Below are 25,462 nucleotides of genomic sequence, written 5' to 3'. Positions count from 1 at the left end.
CCGGGTGGACAGAGTCCCTGCCGAGAGCGCTGCCGGCATCGGCCCGGCAAGGCCCGGCATCCCGTCGAAAGCCCGCAGCATTCCCACTACAATGATACCAGGGCCGGCGAATGTGGTTCAAAGATGGCAGGACCCTCCGGCAAGAATTTATCGGCGGCATTCACCTCCTTTTTTCACGGCCCTCTCCTGATTTTCTTAAATTGATGATAGATTTATTTATGATGAATTTGGATATGAGATTGCTTTTCTGAAATATATTCCATTTCTTCAGATTGATCGGGCTCATAACCCAAAGATTTAAATTTGTAACGTCCCCTTTGGTCGGAGTTATATTATCCATCTATCCTTGATATTCGGCCGCACCGATTTTTTGCTGGAAAAAAGATAATTTGTCGCGTCTCAGGCCTTTGAGATGGAATGATGTTCATGCTAGGGAGCTTCTTAAGGTACCCATACGCTTACAAGGGTGCCGTCCAGAAGTTTCGGCCAGTATTCGCCGAGAAAGCGGCCGATATCATTCTGGTTTGGGAGGTCTTATGAAGAATTCGCGCGTTTCTCTCATGATTTCGGCAGCGCCCTGCGCAATGTCCGGCCCCTGGGAAGCAAGGTCACGTTCAGCGGTTTCCCGACGCAAAGCCGGCCTGCCCGTCCTGGCGATGGCCGCGGCGTTGGCATTGGCAGCCGCGAGCCCGGCATTTGCTGCTGACGGTACGAATGGCAATCCCGGCACGAACGGCGCAGCCGGCACCGTGGGAACCGCGGGTCAGAACAACCCCCTCGGAACGGGATCGAATGGCGGCACCGGGGGCACCGGCGTGGCGGGCACGGATGGCGCCAACGGTACGGATGGTACCGCCGGCGATGCCGGCATCGACGGCACGACGGGATATGTGATCACGGGCTCCCCCTCCACGCCCTTCAGCAACACGGGCACGATCGACGGCACGGGCGGCGGCGGCGGCGGCGATGGCGGCAATGGCGGCACGGGTGGCGCCGGTGGTAATGGCGGCAACGGTGGCGCCGGCGGAAGCGGCGGCACGGGTGGTCTTCTCTTCACCGGCGGCAATGGCGGCAGTGGCGGCAATGGTGCCGCAGGCGGCAATGGCGGTGCCGGCGGCATTGGCGGCGACGGCGCCGCGGGCGGCAATGGCGGCGACGGCCTGTCGTCGGTGCTGGACGGCCTGACGATCGACAACAGCGGCAGCATTTCCGGCGGAGCCGGCGGTATTGGCGGAGCCGGCGGCAATGCGGGCAATGGCGGTGCCGGTGGTACTGGCGGCACCGGCGGGACGGGCGGAGCGGGCGGGGTGGCCGGCTCCGGCGGCAATGGCGGCAATGCCGGCAATGGCGGCGTCGGCGGCGTAGGGGGTGCCTCCGGTGCAACAGCGGGCGTGGGCGGCGTCGGCGGCAATGGCGGCACCGGCATCACCGTCAATCAGGCGACGATCAACAACACGGGTGGCGGCACGATCAGCGGCGGTGCCGGCGGCAATGGCGGCGTCGGCGGTGCGCTGGGCGATGGCGGCGCCGGTGGTGCCGGTGGCAATGGCGGCGCCAGCGGTGCCGCGGGCACGTTGAGTGTCCTGTCGGCGTCGGGCACCGGTGGCGATGCGGGGGCTGGCGGCTCCGGCGGGGCTGGCGGAGCCGGCGGCACCGGTGGCGACACCGGCGGCGCGGGCGGCGCCGGTGGCAACGGCACGTCCGGAGGCAACGGCGCCGCCGGCAAGGGCGGCTTCATCGCGGTAAACGGCAATCCGGTTACCGACGGCGCCGGCGGCGATGGCGGTGTGGGCGGCAGTGGCGGAGCCGGCGGCGTAGGCGGCAGCGGCGGCTCGGTGGGTGGTGCCGGCGGTCAGGGCGGCACGGCCGGCGCGGGCGGCAGTGGCGGAAAGGGCGGCAACGCCACCGTTATTCTCGTCCAGGGATCGGATGGCGGCAATGGCGCCGCCGGCGGCACCGGCGGGAGCGGCGGCGCTGGCGGCACGGGCGATATCGGAGGCAGCGCCGGTCTCGGCAATACGGGCGGAGCCGGTGGCTCCGGCGGCGCCGCCGGCAATGGCGGCTACCTCGGCAAGAAGGGAACGGCGGGAACCGGCGCCGGCAAGGGAGGAGACGGCTCCGGCGGTACGGCGGGGGTGAGCACCGGCTCTCCGCCGCCCACCGTCGCAGCCGGCAATGGCGGCGCTGGCGGTGTCGCGATCTCGGGTGACCAGCTGATCATCAACAATGACAGCACCAGCACGATCACGGGCGGCAAGGGTGGTGCGGCCGGCGGAGTCGGCGCCGTGGCCGGCGCCGGCGGTGCGGCCATCAAGGGCACGAACCTCACCATCGTCACGAGCGGCACCATCGCCGGCGGCATGTCCGGCGACGACACGACGCGCGCCGATGCGATCGATTTCACCGGCGGCACCAACAGCCTGACGCTGGAGGCGGGTTATACGCTCCTCGGCAATGTCGTAGGGGAAGCCGGCACGACGAACACATTGATACTCGGCGGCGATGACAATGCCAGCTTCGACGTTTCGAAGGTGGGAGCCCTGAATTCCGCGGCGCAGTTTCAAAATTTCGGCGCGTTCGAGAAGACCGGCGACAGCACCTGGACGCTGACCGGCACGACCACGGCCGTCACGCCGTGGACGCTCGACCAGGGCACGCTCTCCGTCTCGGACGACGGGGCGCTCGGCGATGTCTCGGGCGGGCTGACCTTCAACGGCGGCACGCTGGAGGTGACCGGCACGAGCTTCACCTCGACGACCCGCAGCATCATTTGGGGTGACGGAGGTGGCGGCTTCGACATCGACGACGCCGGCAACACCTTCACCGTCAGCCAGACCCTGACCGGCATCGGCGGCCTGACCAAGAGCGGCGCCGGCACGCTGGTGCTGTCGGGCGCCGACACCTATACGGGGGCGACGACGGTTTCGGCCGGCACGCTGAAGGGCGGGGCGGCCAACGCCTTCAGCGCGGCGAGCGCGACGACCGTCGCCGGCGGCGCGACGCTCGATCTCGGCGGCTTCGGCCAGGCGATCGGCTCGCTGGCCGGCGCCGGCACGGTGACCAACAGCGGCGGCGCGGCCGCGGCCCTCACCGCCGGCGGCGATGATAGCTCCACCACCTTCTCGGGCGTGATCGAGGACGGCACGAGCGCGACCGCCCTGACCAAGACCGGCACCGGCACGCTGACGCTCAACGGCGTCAGCACCTATACGGGTGCGACCACGGTCTCGGCCGGCAAGCTGGTGGTCGGCGACGATGCCTCCTCCGGCGCCAGCCTGGCCAGTATCGTCACGGTGCAGGACGGCGCGGCGCTGGGCGGCAAGGGCTCGATCGGCGGCCTCGTGGTCGAGAGCGGCGGCACCGTCGCGCCCGGCAATTCGATCGGCACCCTCACCGTCAACGGCAATGTCGTGTTCGACGCCGGCTCGATCTACGACGTCGAGGCCGATCCGGCCAGCGGCGACAGCGACCTCATCCATGCCACCGGCACGGCGACCCTCAATGGCGGCTCGGTGCTGCATCTCGGCCTCGGCGGCAACTACCAGGCGCTGCAGACCTACACCATCCTGGAGGCCGACAGCGGCGTCACCGGCACCTTCGACACGATCAGCTCCAACTACGCCTTCATCGATCCGATCCTCGGCTATACCCCCGACAGCGTGACGATGACGCTCGCCCGCAACGACGTCTCCTTCGCTTCGGTGGCGCAGACGCGCAACGAGGCGGCGACGGGCGCGGCGGTCGACAGCCTGCCGCCGGGGACCAACGCGGTGTGGAACGCCGTCGCCGTGCTCGATGCCGCCGGGGCGCGGCACGCCTTCAACCAGCTTTCCGGCGAGGTGCATGCCTCGCTCGCCGGGCAGATGATCGAGGACAGCCGCTTCGTGCGCGAGGCCGCCCTCGACCGGCTGCGCGACGCCTTCTGCGCCACCGGCTTCGGCGCCAGCCCCGCCCGGCCGGATGCCGGCGGCATCACCGCCGGCGCCGGCTGCGAGGCCAATCCCGGCCGCTTCACCGCCTGGGGCCATGCCTTCGGCGCCTGGGGCCATGCCGGCACCGACGGCAATGCCGCCTCATCCTCGCGCTCGATCGGCGGCTTCGTCGCCGGCCTCGATGCGCCGATCTTCGACGACTGGCGCGCCGGCCTGCTGGCGGGCTACAGCCAGTCGAATGTCGACGTCGACGCCAGAGGCTCCTCGGCCACCAGCGACGATTATACGCTCGGCCTCTATGGCGGCAGGCAATGGGGCGCGCTCGCCCTCCGGCTCGGCGGCGCCTATACCTGGCACGACATCGACACCAGCCGCACGGTGGCCTTCGACGGCTTCGCCGGCTATCCGCAGGCGAGCTACCATGCCGCCACGGCGCAGGCCTTCGGCGAACTCGGCTACCGGCTGACCAGCGGCGGCATCGGGCTCGAGCCCTTCGCCAACCTCGCTTACGTCAACCAGCATGTCGACGGCTTCACCGAGGAAGGCAGCGCCGCCGCGCTCACCGCGTCCGGCCGCAACGAGGGGGTGACCTTCTCCACCCTCGGCTTCCACCTCGCCGGCACCTTCGAGACCGGAGGCCTGCCGGTCACCGCCAAGGCGACGCTCGGCTGGCGCCATGCCTATGGCGAGACCACGCCGACCTCGCTGTTCGCCTTCTCCGGCGGCAGCAGCGCCTTCGAGGTCGCCGGCCTGCCGGTCACCCGCGATGCCGCCATCGTCGATGCCGGCCTCGACGTCCACCTCACGCCGAGCACCACCCTAGGCGTCAGCTATGGCGGCCAGTTCGGGCGCCGGACCATCGACCAGAGCGCGAAGGGCACCCTCACGGTGAACTTCTAAATCGCGCGGAGGGGGCCACCAAGGTCCGGGGGGGCAGCGGCTCGGTGCCTCAGCCCCCGGCGGCGGGGTAGACGCGCGAGGATCGGGCCGCCCACCGCAATCGGATCGGGCCGGGATGGTCGGGCAGGCCGCCGGCCAGGGTGTTGCAGGCGATGCGCACCGAGACGCCTTCGCCCCAGCCGGTCTTCGCCTGCAGGTGAATGGCGTCGCCGAGGAAGGTGGTGTCGACGATGGTCGCGGGCAGCACCATCCCGGGCCCCTCTTCGCCATCGCCGGCGATCGCCAGATGGTCGGGCCGCACCATGATGGCGATGGCCTCGCCGGCGCGCCGGCCGGATGCCGGCAGGCCCTTTAGGAGCGTTCCGTCCGGCAGCACCGCCTCGATCTCCGCGCCCTCCACCCGGGTGACCCTGCCCGGCAGGAAGTTGGAATCCCCGATGAAGCCGGCGGCGAAGCGCGTGGCGGGCGCGTCGTAGAGGTCGCGGCCCGAGCCGATCTGCTCGATGCGGCCATGGTTGAACAGCGCGATGCGGTCGGAAAGCCGCAGCGCCTCTTCCTGGTCATGGGTGACGTAGAGAATGGTCACGCCCATCTCGTTGTGGATCCGCTTGATCTCGAACTGGATCTCCTCGCGCAATTTCTTGTCGAGGGCCGAGAGCGGCTCGTCCATCAGCAGGAGGGGCGGATCGTAGGCGAGCGCCCGCGCCAGCGCCACGCGCTGCTGCTGGCCGCCGGAGAGCTGGGCCGGCATGCGGTCGGCATAGGGCTCCAGCCGCACCAGCCTGAGCATCGCCGCCACCCGCGCGTCGATCTCGGCCCGCGGCCGCCGGCGCACGGCGAGCGGAAAGGCGACGTTGCCGGCCACGCTCAGATGCGGGAACAGCGTGTAGCGCTGGAACACCATGCCGATATTGCGCTTGTTGGACGGCACCGGCAGCAGCGAGCTGCCGGCCAGCAGCACGTCGCCCGCCGAGGGCTCCTGGAAGCCGGCGATGACGTAGAGCGTGGTGCTCTTGCCCGAGCCGGAGGGGCCGAGAAAGGTGACGAACTCCCCCTTGGCGATGTCCAGCGATACATCCTGGACCGCGGTGGCGGTGCCGTAGCTCTTGGTGATGCTGCGGATCGAGAGGAAGGGCGTCGTCATGAGGTCTTGTCCTTGCCCAGGAAGGTGGCGAGCAGCATCATCAGGGCGGTGGCCCCGACGAGCAGGGCGGAAGCGGCGGCGATCACCGGCGAAAGGTCCTGCCGGAGCGTCGCGAAGATCCGCACCGGCAGGGTCTGCAGATCGGGGCTCGCCATGAAGACGGCGACCACCACTTCGTCCCAGGAGGCGAGGAAGGAGAAGATCGCCGCGCCGAACAGGCCGAGATGGATGGCGGGCACGGTGACGCGCATCATCGCTTCCAGCCTGCCGGCGCCGCACAGCACGGCCGCATCCTCGATGGCGGTGTCGAAGCGCTCCAGCGCATTCGAGATCGAGATGACGGCGAAGGGCAGCGCCACCACCAGATGGGCGATGACGAAGCCGGCGAAGGTGCCGTTCAGATGCAGCCGCAGGAACAAGGCGTAGAGCGCCACCGCCAGCACCACCACCGGCAGGATCATCGGGGTCAGGAACAGTGCCCGCAGGAAGCCGCGGCCAGGGAAGCGCCCGCGCGTCAGGCCGATCGAGGCCATGAAGCCGAGCAGGGTCGACAGCACGGTGACGGTGACCGCGACCTCGAGGCTGGCGACGAAGGAGGCGATCCAGTCCGGATCGGCGAAGAGCTGGCGGTACCATTTCAGCGTCCAGGCCGGCGGCGGGAATTGCAGCCATTGCGAGGAGCCGAAGGACAGGGCGACGATCAGCACGATCGGCAGCAGCAGGAAGATGCCGACGAGGACGCCGCTGGCGATCAGCAGATAGCGTATCCAGCCCAGGCGGTTGAAATCGAGCAGCATGGCCTCACCTCCCCGCCGTGCCGAAGCCGAAATAACGGTACTGGACGGCATAGATGCCGAGGCACACCACCAGCAGCACCACGGCGGCGGCGCCGGCCAGGCCCCAGTTCAGCAGGGATTGCACGAGCTGGGCGATCAGCTCGGCCAGCATCATGTTCGACGTGCCTCCCAGCAGCGCCGGCGTGACGAAATAGCCGAGCGACATCACGAACACCATCAGCACGCCGGCCGCCACGCCCGAGCCGACCAGCGGCAGGAACACCCGGGCGAAGACCTGCCAGCGGCTCGCCCCGCACAGCGAGGCGGCCCGGAAGATGGACGGATCGAGGCTGCGCATGGTGGCGTGCAGCGTCAGGATCATGAAGGGCAGCATGATATAGGTCATGCCGATGGTCACGCCCGCGAGGTTGTTGATCAGCGGCAGCGGCTGGGCGATCAGCCCGAGCTGCATCAGCATCTTGTTGATGATGCCGGTGCGCTGCAGCAGCACCATCCAGGCATAGGTGCGGGCGAGCAGGTTCGTCCACATCGACAGGACGATGACGGCGAACAGCAGGCGCGACCAGCGGTGCGGCGCGATGGCGAGCAGCCAGGCCACCGGGAAGGCGAGGACGAGGGTCACGGCGGTGACGATGGCGGCCACCAGGAAGGTGTTGGCGAAGACGCGCAGATAGGTCGTCGAGCCGAAGATCTCGGCATAATTCTGCAGGCCGGGCTGCGGTTCGAGGAGGCTCCTGAGCAGTAGCGCCAGCACCGGCACCACGAAGAAGAGCAGGAGGAAGGCCAGCGCCGGCACCACCGGACCGAGCCCCGACGTCCGCCGGCTGCGCGGGACGGGCTTACGATCGGCGATGGTCGGGACTGCGGTCATCTGTGGGATCTCAATGGGGGCGGGAGAGGAAAATCCATGGCGGGCTTTCCCTCCATGAGCGCCAACTTTGCCGAAAAAAGCGCGATTTTCCTTCTCCCATGGGGGAGAAGGTCCCGGCAGGGGGATGAGGGTCTGGACGTCGACGCAGGCAGCACGAAACCGCGCTTCAGTGGTTGAAGTCCAGTCCCTCATCCGGCGCTGCGCGCCACCTGCTCCCAAACGGGAGAAAGAAGATCGCGTTTTTCCCGCAGACCTGGCGCCTGGAGGTTTTCGCTTCCGCGCCGGCAGGGCAATCGCGGTCGGCGATCCCCTACCCGCGGGACCGCCGGCAGAACCGCCGCCCGTCCTATTTCACCTGCCAGTCATACCAGCGCTTGGCGATCTCGTCGCGATGCTCGGCCCAGTAGTTCATGTCGAGATTGATCTGCGAGGCGGTGAACTTGTCGGGCAGCGTCGCCGCGGCCTTGGCATCCATCAGCGCCGCCGCCTTGACGTTGGTGGGGGCGTAGTTGGTCGCCGACGCCATGTCGGCCTGACCCTTGGCGCTGGTGGCCTCGGCCAGGAACTTCATGGCGATGTCCTTGTGCTTGGCGCCCTTCGGCACCACCAGCACGTCGGCCGCGGTGAGGTTCTGGTTCCAGGACAGGCCGACATTGGGATTGTCGGCCTGGATGGCGAAGATGCGGCCGTTCCAGAACATGCCGATCGGCGCCTCGCCGGAGGCCAGCAATTGCTGCGACTGGGCGCCGCCGCCCCACCACACGATATCCGACTTGATGGTGTCGAGCTTCTTGAAGGCGCGGTCGAGATCGAGCGGATAGAGCTTGTCGGGCGCCACGCCGTCGGCGAGCAGGGCGATCTCCAGCACGCCGGGGGCCGACCATTTGTAGAAGGTGCGCTTGCCCGGGAAGGCCGCGGTGTCGAAGAGATCGGCCCAGCTCTTGGGCTCCTTGCCGCCGAGGGCGTCCTTGTTGAAGCCCAGCACGAAGGAATAATAGAAGCTGCCGACCGAGTGGTCGGTGACGAAGCGCGGATCGAGATCGCCCTTCGGGACGACGGCGAAGTCGATCGGCTCCAGCAGGCCGGCCTTGGCGGCGGCCACGGCGAAATCGCCCTCGACGTCGACGACGTCCCAGTCGACGTTGCCGCTGTCGACCATGGCCTTGAGCTTGCCGTAGTCGGTGGGGCCGTCCTGCTTGACGGTGATGCCGGTGGCGGCGGCGAAGGGCTCGGCCCAGGCCTTCTTCTGGGCATCCTGCGTGGTGCCGCCCCAGCTGGTGAACACCATGCTGCCGTCGGCGCGGGCGGCGCCGGCGCCCAGCAAGGCGATGGAGAGGGCGGCGAGGCCGCCCGCGACGATCCTGCTCATGGTCATACGAAGTCCCCTTCTCTGGTTCAGGTCTGTGGTGTCCGACCTTGTTCGACCGCTTTGTGCGTCTTGTCGTTTCGTCCGGCGATGCCGCCCTCAGGCGAGCGGCGAGAAAGCCGCCGGTTTGAGTATCTTGTTCTCCATCGTCTCGATGCAGGCCTGGATCTTCGGCGCGAAGGCCTGCCAGCGCGGATCGGCGGCCAGCGCGCTGCGGCGGGCCTCGCGGTCGTCGAGGCTGGCATAGGCCCAGACATGCACGATCTCGTTGAGGACCCCGATCTCGGAAAAGAAATAGCCGACGAGGGTGCCGAGATGGCTCTTCTGCAGGCCGATGCCCTCGTCCTCGACGAGCCTGAGATAGGCCGGCATCATGCCGGTCTTCAGGCGGTAGGTGCGCATCTCGTAGATCATCGCCGCTCTCCTCAGCGCATCACGAAGGGATCGGGAATCGGATCGTCGGAGGTGCGGATCCACACCGCCTTGGTCCGCGTGTAGTCGAGGATCGATTCCGCCCCGCCCTCGCGCCCCAGGCCCGAGCGGCCATAGCCGCCGAAGGGCACGATGGGCGACACCGCCCTGTAGGTGTTGACCCAGACGATGCCGGCCCTGAGCCGACGGATCAGCCGATGGGCGCGCGTCAGGTTCGTGGTGAAGATGCCGGAGGCGAGGCCGAAGCGGGTATCGTTGGCGAGCGCCACCGCCTGCGGCTCGTCGTCGAAGGCGACGACGCTGAGGACCGGCCCGAACAGTTCCTCGGCGACGCACGGGATGCCGTTGCCGGCGGCCAGCACGATGGTCGGCTCGAAATACCAGCCCTCGGGCAGTCCGGCCGGGCGGCGGCCGCCCTGCACGATGGTGGCGCCCTCGGCAACGCTGCGGGCCAGGACCGCCTCGATATGTTCATATTGGCGCCGCGTCGCCAGCGGTCCCATCTCGCTCGCCTGGTCCTGCGGGTCGCCGATGCGGATGCGCGCGGCCTTGGCCTTGAGGATGTCGACCAGCCGGTCATGCGCGGCCCGCTCGACATAGAGGCGCGAGCCGGCGACGCAGCTCTGGCCGCTGGCGGCGAAGATGCCGGCGATGATGGCGTTGGAGACGCTTTCGAGGTCGGCGTCGGCGAAGACGATCACCGGCGACTTGCCGCCGAGCTCCAGCGTGGTGTGGGCGAGGTTTTCGGCGGTGTTGCGCAGGATGTGGCGGGCGGTGTCCGGCCCGCCGGTGAAGGCCACGCGCGAGACCGCGGGATGGCTGGTCAGGACCCGGCCCGCCGGTTCGCCGAAGCCGGTGATGATGTTGACCACGCCCTTGGGGAAGCCGGCCTCGTGCACCAGCCGCGCGAATTCGAGCAGCGGCGCCGGCCCGTCCTCGGAGGCCTTCAGCACCACCGTGCAGCCGGCCGCCAGCGCCGGCCCGAGCTTCACGGCGGAGAGGAAGAGCTGCGAGTTCCACGGCACGATGGCGGCGACGACGCCGATCGGCTCGCGCCGCAGGAACACTTCCATGTCGGGCTTGTCGATCGGCAGATGCGCGCCTTCGACCTTGTCGGCCAGCCCGCCGAAATAGCGGTAATAGTCCGCGACATAGCCGATCTGGGCCGTGGTCTCGCGGATGATCTTGCCGGTATCGCGCGTCTCCAGCTCCGCCAGGCGCCCGGCATGGCGGGCGACGAGGTCGCCGAGCCGGGTCAGGAGCCTGCCGCGCTGCGTCGCCGTCAGCTCGGCCCAGGACGGATCGTGGAATGCCCGTTCGGCCGCCGCGACGGCCCGATTCACATCCGCCTCCCCGGCCGCCGGCATCAGGGCCCAGGCCCTGCCCGTCGAGGGATCGAGGCTCTCGAAGGTCTCGGCGGCCTCGACGAAGGCGCCGTCGATATAGAGCGGGAAGCGAGGCAGGCTCATCGGGTCTCCCAGCAGAAAATGGCGCCTTCTCCGGAATGCTCTAGGCGAAGGCCGGCAGGACATGCCTGATGAACAGATCGAGCGACTTCTTCTTGCGCTCATGCGAGATGCCGCTGTCGATCCAGATCGAGAACTGGTCGTAGCCGAGCGCCTCATAGGCCTTCAGCCGCCCGATCACCGCCTCCGGCTCGCCGATGACGAGGTTCTTCAGCACCGTCTCGGGCGCGTATTGGGGCATGGCCGCCATCTCCTCCGCGCCGAGAGGCTCCATGAAGCCCTGGCGGATCGGCCGCTTGTTCTGGAACCAGGCGCCGAACAGGCAGTAGAAGGCGCTGAGGTCGCGGGCGAGCGCCTGCGTCTCCGCCGGCGAATCCGACACGAAAGTGTGCTGCAGCAGCATGATGCGTGGCCGCGGCACTTCGGGATGATCGGCGACGGCGGCGTTGAAGCGCTCCATCAGCGCGGCGACTTCGCCGTCGCCCGAGGCGAGCGGCGTCACCTGCACGTTGCAGCCGCTGGCGACCGCGAAATCATGGCTGTTGGGGTCGCGCGCCGCGATCCAGATCGGCAGCGCGTCCTGCACCGGCTTGGGCGAGGCGGTGCTGGCGGGAAAGGACCAGAACTCGCCCTCATGGGCATAGTCGCCCTCCCACAGCTTCTTGACCGCCGGCACCAGTTCGCGCATGCGCCGGCCGGCTCCCCAGGCGTCCAGCCCGGGCACGAGGCGCTCATATTCGAAGGAATAGGCGCCGCGGGCGATGCCGAGATCGAGGCGCCCGTCGCACGCCACGTCGGTGAGCGCGGCCTCGCCGGCCAGCTTGATCGGATGCCAGAAGGGCGCGATGACGTTGCCGGTACCGAGGCGGATGCGGCTGGTCCTGCCCGCCAGATAGGCGAGCTGCACGAAGGGATTGGGCGAGATGGTGAATTCCATCGCGTGATGCTCGCCGATCCAGGCCGTCTCGAAGCCGGCGGCCTCGGCCGTCAGCACCAGCTCCTCCAATTCGTGGAAGAGCTCGCGATGGGGCTTGGCCGGGTCGGAGCGTTCCATATGCACGAAGAGCGAGAACTTCATCGCATGGGCCCCCTTCAGACCTGCCGCTGCAGCGGATGGACGGTGCCTTGCACGGCATCGCCGACATAGATGCCGAAGACATCCTCGTTGCGCTCGCGGACATAGCGGCCCAGCATCGAGCGGATGGCGTAGTCGCGCAGCCTGTCCCAGGGGATGTCGCCGAAGCGGATCAGCCGCAGCGCGCCCGACTGGTCCGGCGGCGCCTTCAGCGTGCCGCGGTAATAGATCGACATCGCGCCCGCCCCGGCCTGCGGATCCTCGAACACCGCGAAGAGGAAGCCGAGATCGGCCTCGATGCCGAGATGGCGCATCCGGCCGGCGAGGCTGGCCGGATCGGTGCCGGTGCCGAGCGCGATGCCGGCCGGCAGATCGAGGCGGCCGTCGTCGCCGGCGATGAACAGGATGGCGTCGTCATGCTCCAGGATCGCCCCGACGCGGACCTTGCCCCCGCTCGCCGCGACCTTGTCGAGCGAAAGCCCGAAGGTGACATGGGCGCCGCGGCAATAGCCGAGAGGGTTGAGCGGCCTGTGGTCGAAGCCGACGACCTCGCCGATCAGGATGACGTGATCGCCCGCCTCGATCGCCTCGTGGCGGCGGCAATCGAACCAGGCCGCGACGCCGTCGAGGATCGGGCTGCCGGCCGGGCCCCTGCGCCAGGCCGCGCCGGCGAATTTGTCGGCGCTCCGCGTCGCGAACAGGCTCGACAGATCGGCCTGGGTGTCGGCGAGGATGTTCACCGAGAAATGGCCGGAGCCGGCGAAGACCGGATAGCTCGACGCGGTCCTGGCAATGCAGATCAGGATCAGCGGCGGGTCCAGCGAGACCGAGGTGAAGGAATTGGCGGTGAAGCCGCGCGGGGCGCCGTCCTCCGCCATCGTCGCCACCACGGTGACGCCGGTCAGGAAGGAGCCGAGCGCCTTGCGGAACGCCAGGCGGTCGAAGGCGTCCTGCGAAGGGCTGCCGGCGGCGGCAGCCGGGCCGCCCCGGTCCTTCGCCGCCGTGCCCACCCGGTCGAGAAAGGCGAGCAGGCGCCGGTTGATCTCCCCGGGGGCGGCGACGCTCATCATATGGCGCTGGCCGCGCACGATCTGGACCTCGCCCTGCGGTGCGAGGCGGGCCATCGCCTCGGACATTTGCGGGCTCGAATTGGGATCGCCGTCGGCGGTGATGAACAGCGCGGGCACGCCGAGCCCGGCCAGCCGGTCGCGATGGGCCTCGTCGGCGGTGGCGAAGAGACGATAGGTGCGGCCATAGCCGACCGGCTCGACGGCGTCGAGCAGGTGCCTCACCCCGGCGGCCGCGGCCTGCCAATGGGCCGGCACCGGCTCGCCGAACCAGCGCCGGACGGTGCCGTCCCAGGACGCGCCGTCGAAGCCGTCGTCGAGCGCCGCCAGCCGGCTCTCGATCGCCTGTCTCTGCTCGGGGCTTCGGCAGAACACCGCATTGGCCGCCACCACGCTCAGGACCCGGGCCGGATGCGACAGGGCGAATTCCAGCGCCACCAGGGCGCCCATGGAATGGCCGACGACATGCACCGCATCGAGGCCGAGGCCGTCCAGCAGAGCAAGGATCTGGTCGGCATAATCCGAGAGGCCGGCATCGGCGGGCGGCAGGCTCGATCCGCCATGGCCCAGCATGTCGAGGGCGATGACGTCATAGCCCTGCGAGAGCACCTCGATCTGCGGCTGCCATACCGTCGCCTGCATGCCGACGCCGTGGACGAGCAGGACGGCGGGGCCCCGGCCGGTCCGCATGAAGCGGGTGGCCGCAGGCACGCCGGTGCGGTCGCGGTAGTGCAGCGTCTCAAACGCCGACATCGGTGCCTCCCAGTTCCTTGAGGTCCTGGTAGCGGTCGCCGATGCGGTGATGCGGGCGCCCGCCCACCGAGGCACCGAGCGCGACGACGATCTCGTCGGGAGCCGGCGCGTCGAGGATGGAGAATTGGATCGTCAGATAATGCGAGCGCATGCCCTCGTCCGCCTTGTGCATCAGCGGGATGACGATCGGGCAATTCGGCCCGCCGCGCGTGTTGGTGAAGCTCAGATAGCTCGTGGCGCCGACCGCCTTGCGATAGTGGTTGCCGAAGCGCAGCGTGTGGATCAGCGCCGAGGCGTGCTCGATCTCGCCCGAGGTGCCGACCACCGCCGCCTTGCCGTAGCCCTCGACCAGATCGCCGCCGCCGGCCATGCGCAGGATCTCCGCGGTGAGCAATTCGCCGAGCGCGGGGGCGACCGCACGGATCTCCGGCCGCAGATCCTCGACGAAGCCGCGCCCGCCCCAGGGATTGGCGATCACCGCCGCGGCGGCATAGAGCTGCAGGGGCGTGGGCGCCGCCCGCCCTCCTTCCACCAGGATGGTTTCCCGGTAGGAGACGATCTTGCGCGGCACCACGGTCATCGAAGCCTCCGACGATTTCCATATTACGAGATTATGGTATACCATAATATATGCGAGTCAACGCATCGCTTGCGCTGACTCGCAAAATCGGTGCAATCGGATTTGAACAGCGAGATCGGGATGGGGGCCTGCGTGAAGCCTGGGGATCTGGAACTGAAGGTCACGCGCAACGCCAAGACGCTGCGCGAGCTGACGCTGGAAAAGCTGCGCGACGCCATCCTGGCCTTTCGCTTCCAGCCCGGCGAGCGCCTGGTCGAGCGCACGCTGTGCGACCAGCTCGGGGTCAGCCGCACGGTGGTGCGCGAAGTGCTGCGCCATCTCGAGGCGGAAGGGCTGGTGGAGACGATCCAGAACCAGGGGCCGGCGGTCGCCCGCCCCAATCCGGCCGACGCCGACCAGATCTACGAGATTCGCGCTTTGCTGGAAGCCGAGGCGGCGGGCGCCTGCGCCGAGAAGGCCTCGCCGGCTGATGTCGCCCGTCTGTCGGCCACCATCGATGCCATCCAGGAGGCCTTCGCCGCCGCCGATCCGCAGGGCGTGCTGAAGGGCACCAGCCAGTTCTACGAGATTCTCTTCACCGTCGCCGGCAAGTCGGTGGCGTGGAGCGTCGTCGGCTCGCTCAATGCCCGCATCAACCACCTGCGCTCCATCACCATCGCGACGCCCGGCCGCTCGCGCGCCGCCGATGTCGAGATGCGCGACATCGTCGCGGCCATCGAGCGCCGCGACGTCGACGGGGCGAGGCGCGCCAGCACCGCCCATGTCAGGGCTGTCGCGGAGCTCGCCCGCAAGTTCCTGTCGACGGCGGGCTGAGCGGGGAACGGCCCGGACCTGCCGGGCCGCCCGCTTGTTCCCGTCTCAGCGGTAGACGATGCCGCCGTCGGTCAGGATGGCCTGGCCGGTGATGTAGTCGGAATCCGGCCCGGCGAGGAAGGAGACCAGTCCGGCGACGTCCTCGGGCGTCTGGGCGCGGCCGAGCGCGATGCCCTCGACATATTTCCTGTAGGTCTCCCCCTTCGGCGCGCCCGTCAGTTCGGCGAAGCGCGCGTCGATTTCGACCCACATGTCGGTGCCGACGATGCCGGGACAATAGGCGTTCACCGTGATGCCGGCGGACGCATATTCCTTGGCAGCGGCCTGGGTGAGCGCGCGCACCGCGAATTTGGTTGCCGAATAGACCCCGAGCATGGCGAAGCCGTCATGGCCGGCGATCGAGGAGGCGTTGATGATCTTGCCCTTGCCGCCGCGCGCCTTGAACTTGGCGGCTGCCGCCTGGATGCCCCAGAGCACCCCCTCGATATTGATCTTGAAGATGCGGTCGACTTCTTCCGGCGTCACCTCGGCGATCGGGTTGACCTGGGCGATGCCGGCATTGTTGACCATGACGTCGAAGCCGCCGAGCATCTTCTCGGCGTGGTCGATCGCCGCATAGACCTGGTCGCGCTTGCCGACATCCGCGATGAAGGTCGTCGTCTTTCGCCCGAGCGCCTCGATCTCCTTGGCGACGGCCGCGAGCTTGTCGCCCTTGACGTCGACGAGGGCGATGTCGGCGCCGTCCTTCGCAAGCCTGAGCGCGATGCCGCGCCCTATGCCCTGGGCCGCGCCTGTCACCAGCGCCACTTTTCCATTGATCGGCATTGTCATGTTCCCTGATTCATTTCGGCAGATCGGCGGGCGGCTTTCTTTCGGCAGCCGCCGGCCGCGGTTTCGGGCCGGGCCGCGCCCTCGACGGAGCGGTCCTGCTCGCACACGGCGCACGGCGCCGATGCGGGCGTCTCGCCCATATGCGCTAACTTAACTTAGGCGGGTGCAACGCTCGGGTCTCCCTTCCCCCTTGCGGGCTCCGCATTTCCTGCGGAAATGTCGGGGGGTAAGGGATGGGGGTCGAGACATAGTCTCGACCGAGGAGATTGTTGTCCCGCCCCCCACCCTTCTATTCCCTCCCCGCAAGGGGGAGGGGGCCCCAAATGTCACGTTTAACAATCTAGAGTTGGCGCGTATGGGCAGCACCGCCTGCGGCGGGCGCTCCGGTTCAGAACGGCGCGTCGATGTCGACGACGTCGATGAGCTTGTGGTTGACGAACTCCTTGATGCCGAGGCCCAGCAGTTCGCGCCCATAGCCCGAGCGGCGGACCCCGCCGAAGGGAAGATCGGCCTTGACCATGGTCGGGTGGTTCACGAACACCATCCCGGTCGAGATCTTCTTCGCCACCTCGGCACCGTGGACCGTATCGGAGGTGAAGACGGAACCGCCGAGGCCGAAGGGCGAATCATTGGCGATGCGCACCGCATCGTCCTCGTTCCTGGCGCGGAACAGCATCGAGACCGGACCGAAGAATTCCCAGTAGCGGGCCGGATTGTCCTCGCCGACCTCGGTCAGGATCGTCGGCTGGACGAAGGCGCCGTGGTTCGGAACGCCGGGACCGACTTCCTGCGCCTTGGCGCCGAGCGCCACCGCCTGCCGGATCTTGTCCTTGACCTCGTCGGCGGCCCCCTGCGAGGACAGCGGCGCCAGCGTGGTGGCGGGATCGAAGGGATCGCCCGCCTTCAACCCGGCCACGCCCTTGACGTAGCCGGGTTGAAGGCGTCATAGACCTCGTCGACGATGATCATCCGCTTGGACGACACGCAGACCTGGCCGCCGTTCCAGTGGCGGCCGAACACCGCCCAGTCGATGGTCTTCTTCAGATCGGCATCGGCCAGCACCACGAAGGCGTCGGCCCCGCCGAGTTCCATGGTCGACTTCTTCAGCGCCTTGCCGGCCTGGGCGGCGACGATCGAGCCGGCGGCTTCCGACCCGGTCAGCGCCACGCCATGCACGCGCGGATCGTTGAGGATGAGCTCGATCTGCGAACGGGTCGCGTAGAGGTTCTTGAACGCCCCCTCCGGCAGGCCGGCCTCGCGCATCAGCCTCTCGAAGGCATCGGCGCTCTGCGGCACGTTGGAGGCATGCTTGAGCAGCATCGTGTTGCCGGCGGAAAGCTGCGGCGCGATGATGCGGGCGATCTGGTAATAGGGGAAGTTCCACGGCTCGATGCAGAGCAGCACGCCGAGCGGTTCGTGCACCAGAGTCGCCCTGCCCTCGGCGCGATCGCTGACCGGCAGCGTTTCGGGCGCGAGCAGCTTCTCGGAATGGACGACATAATATTCGAAGATGCGGGCGGAAAGCTCGACCTCGCCCTTCGCCTCGGCGAGCAGCTTGCCCATCTCCGTGGTCAGGATCCGGGCGAAGGCATCCGCATCCCGGCGCAGGATGTCGGCGGCCTTCTGCATGACCTTGGCGCGCTCGGCGAAGGGAGCCTCGCGCCAGGCCAGGAACGCCTGGTGCGCCTTCTCGATCGCCTGTTCCACCTCCTTGTCGGTGGCATCGGGGAACGTCTTCAGCACTTCGCCGGTATAGGGATTTGTCGTTGCATAAGCCATGACAGGCTCCTTTGTCAGTTGGGTCGGCACGGGTCGGCGGGGATGAGGATCAGCCTCCGATATCCTTGACGGCCTGGACCATCTGGGTCAGCACGGCCTGGGCATCGCCATAGACCATGCTGCAGTTCTCTCCGTAGAAGAGCAGGTTCTCGACGCCGGAATAGCCTTTGCCCTGTCCGCGCTTGACCACGTAGACCTGATGGGCCTGATCGGCGTTGAGGATCGGCATGCCGTAGATCGGCGAGGATTTGTCGGTGCGGGCCGCCGGGTTGACCACGTCGTTGGCGCCGATGACGAGGGCGACATCCGTCGATGCGAAGGCATCGTTGATGTCCTCCATGTCGAAGATGATGTCGTAGGGAACGCCGGCCTCGGCGAGCAGCACGTTCATGTGCCCCGGCATGCGGCCGGCGACCGGATGGATCGCGAATTTGACGTCGACGCCGGCCGCCTGGAGCAGCTTCACGAATTCGTAGAGCTTCTGCTGCGCCTGGGCGACGGCAAGGCCGTAGCCGGGAATGATGATGACGCTCGCGGCGTAGCGCATGCCGATGGCGGCATCCGACGCCTCGCTCGACTTCATCTGGCCGTGGACTTCCGCGCCGCCGGCGGATGCGGCCCCGTCGCCGAAATTGGAGAACAGCACATTGGCGAGCGAGCGGTTCATCGCCTTCGCCATCAGGAGCGTCAGCAGCGTGCCGGCCGAGCCGACGACCATGCCGGCGATCATCAGGGCCGGATTCTGGAGCGCGTAGCCCTCCAGGCCGACGGCCAGGCCGGTGAAGGCATTGTAGAGCGAGATCACCACCGGCATGTCCGCGCCGCCGATCGGCAGCGTCATCATCACGCCGAAGGCGAGCGCGCCGGCGAAGAACAGCACGGCGAGCACCGGCAAGGCGGGCGTCTCGAAGAAGGCGATGATGCCGATGCCGAGCAGCACCGTCGCGAGGAACAGGAGGCCGTTGACGATGCGCTGCGTGCCGAAGCGCCAGGGCTTGTCGAGCTTGCCGTCAAGCTTGGCCCAGGCGATCACCGAACCGGTCAGCGAGATCGAGCCGATGAGCGCGCCGGCGACGGTGACGGCCAGGATGACGGCGCTTTCCGCGCCGCCGGCCGAAAGCGCCACCGCCGCCACGGCCGCCGCGGCGCCGCCGCCCATGCCGTTGTAGAGCGCGACCATCTGCGGCATGGCGGTCACGCCGACCTTGCGGCCGCGCCACCAGGCCCAGCCGCCGCCGAGCACCAGCGCGAGGGCGGCCAGCGCCAGATTGACCGCAAGATGAGGCCGGACGGCATCGGGCAGGTCGGCGAGCGTCAGAAAACTCGCGGCGACCGCGACCACCATGCCGATGCCGGCGACCACGATGCCCGAAAGCGCCGTGGCCGGCGACGACATGCGCTTCAGGCCGAAGATGAAGAGAGTGGCAGCGACAAGGCCGCTCAGTCCCATGATGTGCTGGGCGAACATGTCACTTCCTATCCCCGCTGGACTTGAACATGGCGAGCATGCGGTCGGTCACGACATAGCCGCCGGCGGCATTGGCGGCGCCGAGCGCGACACCGAGAAAACCGATGATCTCGGCGAACAGCGACGTGGCATTGAGCAGCGCATGCAGCGCGCCGACCACGACGATGCCGTGGATGAAGTTCGAGCCCGACATCAGCGGCGTATGCAGGATGGAAGGCACCCGGCTGATCACTTCATAGCCGGTGAAGGCGGCGAGGATGAAAATGTAGAGCGCGATGAGCCAGGTCATCGACGTATCGATCGTCATTGGACTTCTCCCTGCGCGTGCGATGCAGCGGAGGCGCTCGCGGCCTCGATGCTGTCGCCGGCTGTTGCGGTCGTCGGCGCCTCGGCTCGGACCGCCGCGGTCTTCGCCAGCACCTCGTCGGTGAAGTCGAGGCTGAGCGCGCCGTCCTTCACCATCAGTTCGATCAGGTTGAGGATGTTCTTGGCGTAGAGCTCGCTTGCATGCTGGGCGAGGGCGGAGGGGACATTGAGCGGACCGACGATCGTGGCCGGGCCGACGACGACCGTCCGGCCGGGCTCCGTGCCCTCGCAATTGCCGCCGCTCTCGGCGCCGAGATCGATGATGACGGAGCCGGGCTTCATCGCGGCCACCTGCGCGGCGGAGATGAGCCGGGGCGCCGGCTTTCCCGGCACGGAAGCGGTGGTGATGATCATGTCCGCTTCGGCGATGTGCTGGCCGATCGCCTTCTGCACCCGCTCCTTCTCATCCGCCGTCAATTCGCGCGCATAGCCGCCCTCGCCACGCGCATCGACGCCGGTATCGACGAATTTCGCACCGAGCGATTGGGCCTGTTCCTTCGTTTCCGGCCGCACGTCGTAGCCTTCGGTGATGGCGCCGAGCCGGTGTGCGGTCGCCAGCGCCGAAAGCCCGGCGACCCCGAGGCCCATCACCAGGACCTTGGCGGCCCGGAGCGAACCGACCGCCGTCGTCATCATCGGCAGGATGCGCGGCATGTGCACGGCGCCGAGCATCGGCGCGTAATAGCCGGCGAGCGCCGCCTGGCTCGACAGGGCGTCCATCGCCTGGGCGCGGCTGATGCGGGGAACCTGCTCCATCGCGAACGCCGTCACCTGGCGCTGGCGCAGCGCCTCGACGAGATCCGGGGCGCTCGCCGCATAGAGGAAGGAGATGAGCACGGCGCCTGGCTTCATCGCGCGGACGACCTCGATCGGCGGCGGCTGCACGCCGAGCACGATATCGGCATCGGCGACGAGCGCCTTCGGATCGGCGACGATGGTCACGCCGGGATAGGCGGCATCGGCGAAGGTCGCGGCTTGCCCGGCGCCGGCCTGCAGGCTGAGCGTCGCGCCCAGACGTGCCAGCCGGGGCACGACGGATGGCGCCATGGCGACCCGTTTCTCGTCCGGCCTGGTTTCCTTGAGGATGGATATGTTGAGGGGCATGAGTGGGAATCGCCTTTCGCCAGTGATGCGACGTCGTCCCCCCATGCCGTGAACCTTACCGCCCCGCTGCGGAGCCGCCTTGACTCAGATCATGTCCTGATCGAATGAGCGTCCGCGGGACGACGAAGGCGCGCCTGTGCGAAACCGATGGGCGGGTCGAGGACGGGCGCGATGGCCCGGGCCGGCGCTTCGCCGGGCTCTCTGGGGAACGCTAAGCGTCTAGAAAATAACGCGACTTCCCTTCTCCCAGCCGGGAAGGTGGCGCGAAGCGCCGGATGAGGGTCTGAACCTCGCCACTCGAAGCGCGATTTCCAGCGATCCGCGTCGAAATTCAGGCCTCATCCCCCTACCGGGCATGAAGTCGGCCCGATCTGCGCTCTCCGCACGAAGACTTGCGCCGGATCATGCCCACCACGCCAGGACGAACACGATCGCGAAGACGATCGGGAATGCGACGCAAGCCCAGCCGTCGATGCGCTTGACGAGTTCGATCCTGCCTTTTCCCACGAGATGGGCGCCGGCTGCGACCAGGGCCATGATCGCGAAGATGATGATCGTCGACGCGAGCATGAAATAGTCGAACCGCGTCAGATATGTCAGGGTCGGCACGGATTTGCCGATCGAGAAACGGTAGGATATCAGCGTCAGCATCGTGGTCATCGCTATGCTGACGCGGGCGGCTATGATGGACGGATCGATCCAGAGGGCACCGGAGCCCATGACAACGATCAGGATCAGCGGGAAGATGACCAGGACTGCGTAATATCCTATGTGGCGCTGTCCCTCCCACGACAATTGAGCGCCCGAGAGGGGCTGCGATCCCGGAACCGGCTCGAAATTGGCGGCCTCGACCCGGACGGCCCCCATGGACCAGTCGGTGACCGATAATGTGGCCGCCCGGCCCGATTGCGGATAATCGGCTCGGAGGACCAAGGCGACTTCATCGGGGGTGTAGCCGAGACTGACCACCTGAATATGGAAAAGCTGACGGTCCAGGGGAAAGTCGCGCAGATCCATGCGCGCCGAAATGCGGCCGACCCAACGCTGCTGCCACCGGACACGCCCCGACGGGTCGACGTCGACGCGCTGGGGAAGAAGCATGCTTACGCCCCGCTGGTTGACCAATTGCAGGTTCGGGTTCCAGACTTCATCCAATGCCGCGCTGTGAACGGCGCTCCAGCGCCCCGCCAGGCGCGGGTCCTCCCACTCGGCCTGGATGACCACGTCGGCGAGCATGGTCTGGTCGGGCGCCGAGATCTCGAAGATATCGGCAAGATAGAAGCCGACTGCAACCTTCGTCGGCGTCTCGCCTGACGTCGGACGCGACAGGAAAGGCTCGGGCTGGCTGAAAGCCGGACCCGCGCCGGCGGCCAGCAACAGAAAGGCGAGCAGCGCCAATGCGCCGAAGCCTCCGGACCGACGGAAGCGCACCCTGGAAAACCATCCCGCTCTTCGGATCAAAGCCGCAACTCCCGCTGGACGGCGGCCGGCACAGGAACGCGTTTGCGCGTCGTGCTGCTTTGCTCCAGCTCCTTGTTTCGAAGCGTCACCGCGATTCCGGCCCGAACCGCGCCTTTGGCCTCGCCGCTCGGCGCTCGGCGCTCGGCGCTCGGCGGCCATTCTCGGAAAATCCTACGATCGAACCGCGCCATCAGAAATGATCTGTATCAATGGAGCGTGCCCGGCTGGCGGCGGACGCCAGCGGCTCGATGGAGAACCCTGCCCGGCGGCGACCGGCCTGTTGGCAGGAGAGGCTGCAATGCCTGGAGAGGGAAAGTGCCGATACGCCCCTTCGCGCGGGAGCCCCTCGCTTCGCTCGCCGGGGATGACGGGCGTTGCCGAGCGCCCCCCATCCGTCTCGTCAGGCTTTTGTCGGACCTGAATTCGGAACCCTGCAATGTGCTCGCAAAATTTGAAACATTAACCTATGGTATGCGTTGCGTGAAAAGGCATGGCCTGTTTTCGCAACGGTCTGAAAAATTAACGCAATCCACGAAATGGACGCGGTGGCGGCACCTTCGCTGCCCGTCCTCGAATCAAGCAGTGGCGGCTTACATTTTGCGACCTCGACTTCCAAATTGCGGCCCTGCGGCACCGTGCGCCGGAGCTGTCGCCGGCCACGGGGTGAATGAATGCGCGCGACTGACGAGACCGGGACGAACGCCGCGGTAATGGACGCGCGGGACTGGCTGCAGATCCTCTCCCGCTACCGCGATCCCAAACCCTCGCGCAGCATCCTCGAATTGCTGGCCACCATCGTGCCGCTGGCGGCGCTATGGGCCTCGATGTGGGCGCTGCTGCCGGTCAGCTATTGGCTCTGCCTCCTGCTGGCCGTCCCGGCCGCCTGCTTCCTCATGCGCCTTTTCATGATTCAGCACGATTGCGGCCACGGGGCCTGCTTCCGGCGGCGCGCCACCAATGACTGGGTCGGCAGGACCATCGGCGTGCTGACGCTCACCCCCTACGGCTTCTGGCGCCGCACCCATGCGCAGCACCATGGCAGCACCGGCAATCTCGATCAGCGCGGCTCGGGCGACATAACCACCCTGACGGTGGAGGAATATCTCGCCTTGGGGCCGATTCAGCGGCTGACCTATCGGCTCTATCGCAATCCCTTCGTGATGTTCGGCCTGATTCCCCCCTATCTCTTCCTGCTGCATTATCGCGTGCCGTTCGGCCTGATGCGGGCCGGCTGGCAACCCTGGCTCAGCACGATGGGGACCAACCTGGCGATCGCCGGCACGGTGACCTCGATGATCACGCTCATCGGCGTTCAGGCGTTCCTTCTGTTATATGTCCCGGTCATGCTGATCGCCGCTTCGATCGCCGTGTGGTTCTTCTATGTCCAGCACCAGTTCGAGGATACCCGCTGGGAGCACGACCAGCAGTGGAGCTTCCACGAGGCGGCGCTCCACGGCAGCTCGCATTACGAGCTGCCGAAGCCCCTGGCCTGGTTCACGGGAAATATCGGGGTGCATCACGTCCATCACCTGTGCAGCCGCATTCCCTTCTACCGCCTCTCCCGCGTGCTGGTCGATCATCCCCAGCTCGCCAGCATCGGCCGCCTGACGCTGCTCCAGAGCCTGCGATGCGCCACCCTCGCCCTGTGGGACGAAAGCGGCAGGCGACTGATCTCGTTTCGGGATCTCGCTTCATGCCGGCCTGCGGCCAAGGGCGCCTGAGCCCCGCCGTCGGCCTCGCAGACCCTCCGGCCTCGCCTGCAGATCACCCGTTCTGCATGACGACGGCTTTGGTCTGCAGATATTCGTCGACATGCTGCACCCCGGATTCGCGCCCGTAGCCGCTCATCTTGTAGCCCCCGAAGGGGATGACCGGGTCCAGCGCGCCATAGCAATTGATCCATACCGTGCCCGAACGGATGGCCTTCGCCATGCCGTGCGCCTTGGCGCCGTCGCGGGTCCACACGCCGCTGCCGAGGCCGAAGACGGTTGCATTCGCGATACGGATCGCTTCCTCCTTCGTGTCGAAGGGAATGGCGGTGACGACCGGCCCGAAGATTTCCTCCTGCGCGATCCTCATCCTGTAGTCGACGTTCCGCAGCACGGTCGGCTGCACGAAATGGCCGGCCGCCAGCGCGCCCTCGGTCATCCGGTCGCCGCCGGTGGCGACCGCCGCGCCTTCGCCGATGCCGATATCGATATAGCCGCGGACCCGCTCCATCTGCTTGGCAGAGACCACCGGCCCGATCTGGGTATCGCCGTCCAGGCCGTTTCCGACCCGCAGGGTCCTGGCGAAAGCCGAGACCTGCTCGACGAAATCGTCATAGATCGATCGCTCGACCAGCAGCCGCGACCCCGCGCTGCAGACCTGGCCGCTATTGCCGAAAATCCCCATCGCCGTTCCGGGAACGGCCTTCTCCAGATCGGCATCCGCAAACACGATGTCCGGCGATTTGCCGCCGAGTTCGAGCATGAGCCGCTTGATGTTGCCCTTCGACGCCTCGATGATCTTGCGGCCGGTGACCTCGGAGCCCGTGAAGGCGATCTTGTCGACATCCATATGCGCGGCGAGCGCGGCGCCGGCAGTATGGCCGTATCCCGGCACGACATTGACGACGCCGGCGGGAATGCCGGCCTCCAGCGCCAGCTCGCCGAGCCGCAGCGCCGTCAGGGGCGCATCCTCGGCCGGTTTCAGCACCATGGTGCAGCCCGTGGCCAGGACCGGCCCAATCTTCCAGATGGTCGAGGTCAGCGGTGCGTTCCAGGGCGTGATCGCGCCGACGACGCCGATGGGTTCCTTGAGCGTATAGCTGAAGACATCGCCCGGCAGCGAATTGGGCAGCGTATGGCCCTGGATCGCCGTGCACAGGCCGGCATAGAAGCGGAGCATGCCGACGGCCCTTTGCCGCCGGCTGCGGGTGAAGCTGATCGGCGCCCCCATATCGAGGGTGTCGAGGAGGCTGAACTCCTCGAAATGCCTATCGACGAGATCGGCAAATTTCAGGATGCATTCCTGGCGCTGGAACGGCGTGAACCTGCGCCAGGGACCGTCGAAGGCCCGGCGGGCGGCCGCCACCGCAAGGTCGATGTCGCGGGCGTCGCCTTCGGCGACGGTCGCCAGCAATTCGCCGGTCGCAGGGTTGCGCGTTTCGAAGACGCGGCCTTCGACGGCATCGACATGCTTGCCATCGATGATCAGTTTTTTGACAGCGTTGAGCAGGCCCAGATCGTGATGGGTCATGGTGTCGTCCTTTGAGG

Annotated in this window: 18 protein-coding genes and 1 pseudogene; 3 read left to right on the top strand and 16 right to left on the bottom strand. The window is 67.6% G+C overall.

The window, feature by feature from the left end:
* Positions 1-749: 749 nt before the first annotated feature.
* Positions 750-4,832 carry an autotransporter domain-containing protein gene (locus J3R73_RS00370; protein WP_307421426.1) on the top strand — a complete coding sequence of 1,361 codons (4,083 nt, stop codon included), beginning with the start codon at positions 750-752 and terminating at the stop codon, positions 4,830-4,832.
* 49 nt (positions 4,833-4,881) lie between these two features.
* Here J3R73_RS00370 and J3R73_RS00365 read toward each other — a convergent pair whose 3' ends face one another.
* The 9 genes from J3R73_RS00365 to J3R73_RS00325 form a co-directional block, all read right to left on the bottom strand.
* Positions 4,882-5,976, bottom strand: a complete 1,095-nt coding sequence (locus J3R73_RS00365; protein ID WP_307421424.1) for an ABC transporter ATP-binding protein — start codon at positions 5,974-5,976, stop codon at positions 4,882-4,884.
* The gene (locus tag J3R73_RS00360; RefSeq protein WP_307421421.1) at positions 5,973-6,773 is read right to left on the bottom strand and encodes an ABC transporter permease; all 801 of its coding nucleotides are present in this window, start codon (positions 6,771-6,773) and stop codon (positions 5,973-5,975) included. Before J3R73_RS00360 ends, J3R73_RS00365 begins: the two co-directional genes overlap by 4 nt.
* Positions 6,774-6,777: 4 nt before the next feature.
* A complete protein-coding gene (locus J3R73_RS00355) occupies positions 6,778-7,644 on the bottom strand; it encodes an ABC transporter permease (protein ID WP_307421420.1) in 867 nt (288 codons plus the stop codon).
* A gap of 346 nt (positions 7,645-7,990) precedes the next feature.
* On the bottom strand, positions 7,991-9,013 hold the full coding sequence (locus J3R73_RS00350; RefSeq protein WP_307436973.1) for an ABC transporter substrate-binding protein: 1,023 nt from the start codon (positions 9,011-9,013) through the stop codon (positions 7,991-7,993).
* 96 nt (positions 9,014-9,109) lie between these two features.
* On the bottom strand, positions 9,110-9,424 hold the full coding sequence (locus J3R73_RS00345; RefSeq protein WP_307421417.1) for an NIPSNAP family protein: 315 nt from the start codon (positions 9,422-9,424) through the stop codon (positions 9,110-9,112).
* An 11-nt stretch (positions 9,425-9,435) separates the two neighbouring features.
* Positions 9,436-10,905, bottom strand: coding sequence for an aldehyde dehydrogenase (locus J3R73_RS00340; protein ID WP_307436971.1), 1,470 nt, complete (start codon positions 10,903-10,905; stop codon positions 9,436-9,438).
* A 46-nt stretch (positions 10,906-10,951) separates the two neighbouring features.
* The gene (locus tag J3R73_RS00335; RefSeq protein WP_307421415.1) at positions 10,952-11,986 is read right to left on the bottom strand and encodes an LLM class flavin-dependent oxidoreductase; all 1,035 of its coding nucleotides are present in this window, start codon (positions 11,984-11,986) and stop codon (positions 10,952-10,954) included.
* 14 nt (positions 11,987-12,000) lie between these two features.
* Entirely contained in the window at positions 12,001-13,803 is a 1,803-nt protein-coding gene (locus tag J3R73_RS00330) for an alpha/beta fold hydrolase (protein ID WP_307421413.1), read from the bottom strand.
* The gene (locus J3R73_RS00325; RefSeq protein WP_307421412.1) at positions 13,790-14,383 is read right to left on the bottom strand and encodes an amino acid synthesis family protein; all 594 of its coding nucleotides are present in this window, start codon (positions 14,381-14,383) and stop codon (positions 13,790-13,792) included. The genes J3R73_RS00330 and J3R73_RS00325 overlap by 14 nt, the downstream gene beginning before the upstream one ends.
* Before the next feature lie 132 nt (positions 14,384-14,515).
* Here J3R73_RS00325 and J3R73_RS00320 point away from each other — a divergent pair, with 132 nt between their 5' ends.
* Entirely contained in the window at positions 14,516-15,196 is a 681-nt protein-coding gene (locus J3R73_RS00320; RefSeq protein WP_307421411.1) for a GntR family transcriptional regulator, read from the top strand.
* A 45-nt stretch (positions 15,197-15,241) separates the two neighbouring features.
* Here the strand turns inward: J3R73_RS00320 and J3R73_RS00315 are convergent, their stop codons facing one another.
* From J3R73_RS00315 to J3R73_RS00290, 6 genes and pseudogenes are all read right to left on the bottom strand, one after another.
* Complete coding sequence (locus J3R73_RS00315) at positions 15,242-16,021, bottom strand: acetoin reductase (RefSeq protein ID WP_307421409.1); 780 nt, start codon at positions 16,019-16,021, stop codon at positions 15,242-15,244.
* Between the two features lie 394 nt (positions 16,022-16,415).
* Positions 16,416-17,806, bottom strand: a pseudogene (locus tag J3R73_RS00310) (NAD-dependent succinate-semialdehyde dehydrogenase).
* Between the two features lie 49 nt (positions 17,807-17,855).
* The gene (locus tag J3R73_RS00305; RefSeq protein WP_307421407.1) at positions 17,856-19,274 is read right to left on the bottom strand and encodes an NAD(P)(+) transhydrogenase (Re/Si-specific) subunit beta; all 1,419 of its coding nucleotides are present in this window, start codon (positions 19,272-19,274) and stop codon (positions 17,856-17,858) included.
* Position 19,275: 1 nt separating this feature from the next.
* Entirely contained in the window at positions 19,276-19,581 is a 306-nt protein-coding gene (locus J3R73_RS00300; RefSeq protein ID WP_307421406.1) for an NAD(P) transhydrogenase subunit alpha part 2, read from the bottom strand.
* Positions 19,578-20,744, bottom strand: a complete 1,167-nt coding sequence (locus J3R73_RS00295; protein WP_307421403.1) for an NAD(P) transhydrogenase subunit alpha — start codon at positions 20,742-20,744, stop codon at positions 19,578-19,580. Before J3R73_RS00295 ends, J3R73_RS00300 begins: the two co-directional genes overlap by 4 nt.
* Before the next feature lie 402 nt (positions 20,745-21,146).
* On the bottom strand, positions 21,147-22,142 hold the full coding sequence (locus J3R73_RS00290) for a ligand-gated ion channel (RefSeq protein WP_307421400.1): 996 nt from the start codon (positions 22,140-22,142) through the stop codon (positions 21,147-21,149).
* A gap of 734 nt (positions 22,143-22,876) precedes the next feature.
* On the opposite strand from J3R73_RS00290, the gene J3R73_RS00285 reads away from it, so the two are divergent.
* Entirely contained in the window at positions 22,877-23,926 is a 1,050-nt protein-coding gene (locus J3R73_RS00285) for a fatty acid desaturase (protein ID WP_307421398.1), read from the top strand.
* A 43-nt stretch (positions 23,927-23,969) separates the two neighbouring features.
* Here J3R73_RS00285 and J3R73_RS00280 read toward each other — a convergent pair whose 3' ends face one another.
* Positions 23,970-25,445, bottom strand: a complete 1,476-nt coding sequence (locus J3R73_RS00280) for an aldehyde dehydrogenase family protein (protein WP_307421395.1) — start codon at positions 25,443-25,445, stop codon at positions 23,970-23,972.
* Positions 25,446-25,462 lie beyond the last annotated feature (17 nt).

The sequence above is a fragment of the Labrys monachus genome, assembly GCF_030814655.1.
Taxonomy (GTDB): domain Bacteria; phylum Pseudomonadota; class Alphaproteobacteria; order Rhizobiales; family Labraceae; genus Labrys; species Labrys monacha.
The sequence above is the reverse complement of the archived record's forward strand: the minus strand, read 5'-3'. Positions and strand labels throughout refer to the sequence as shown.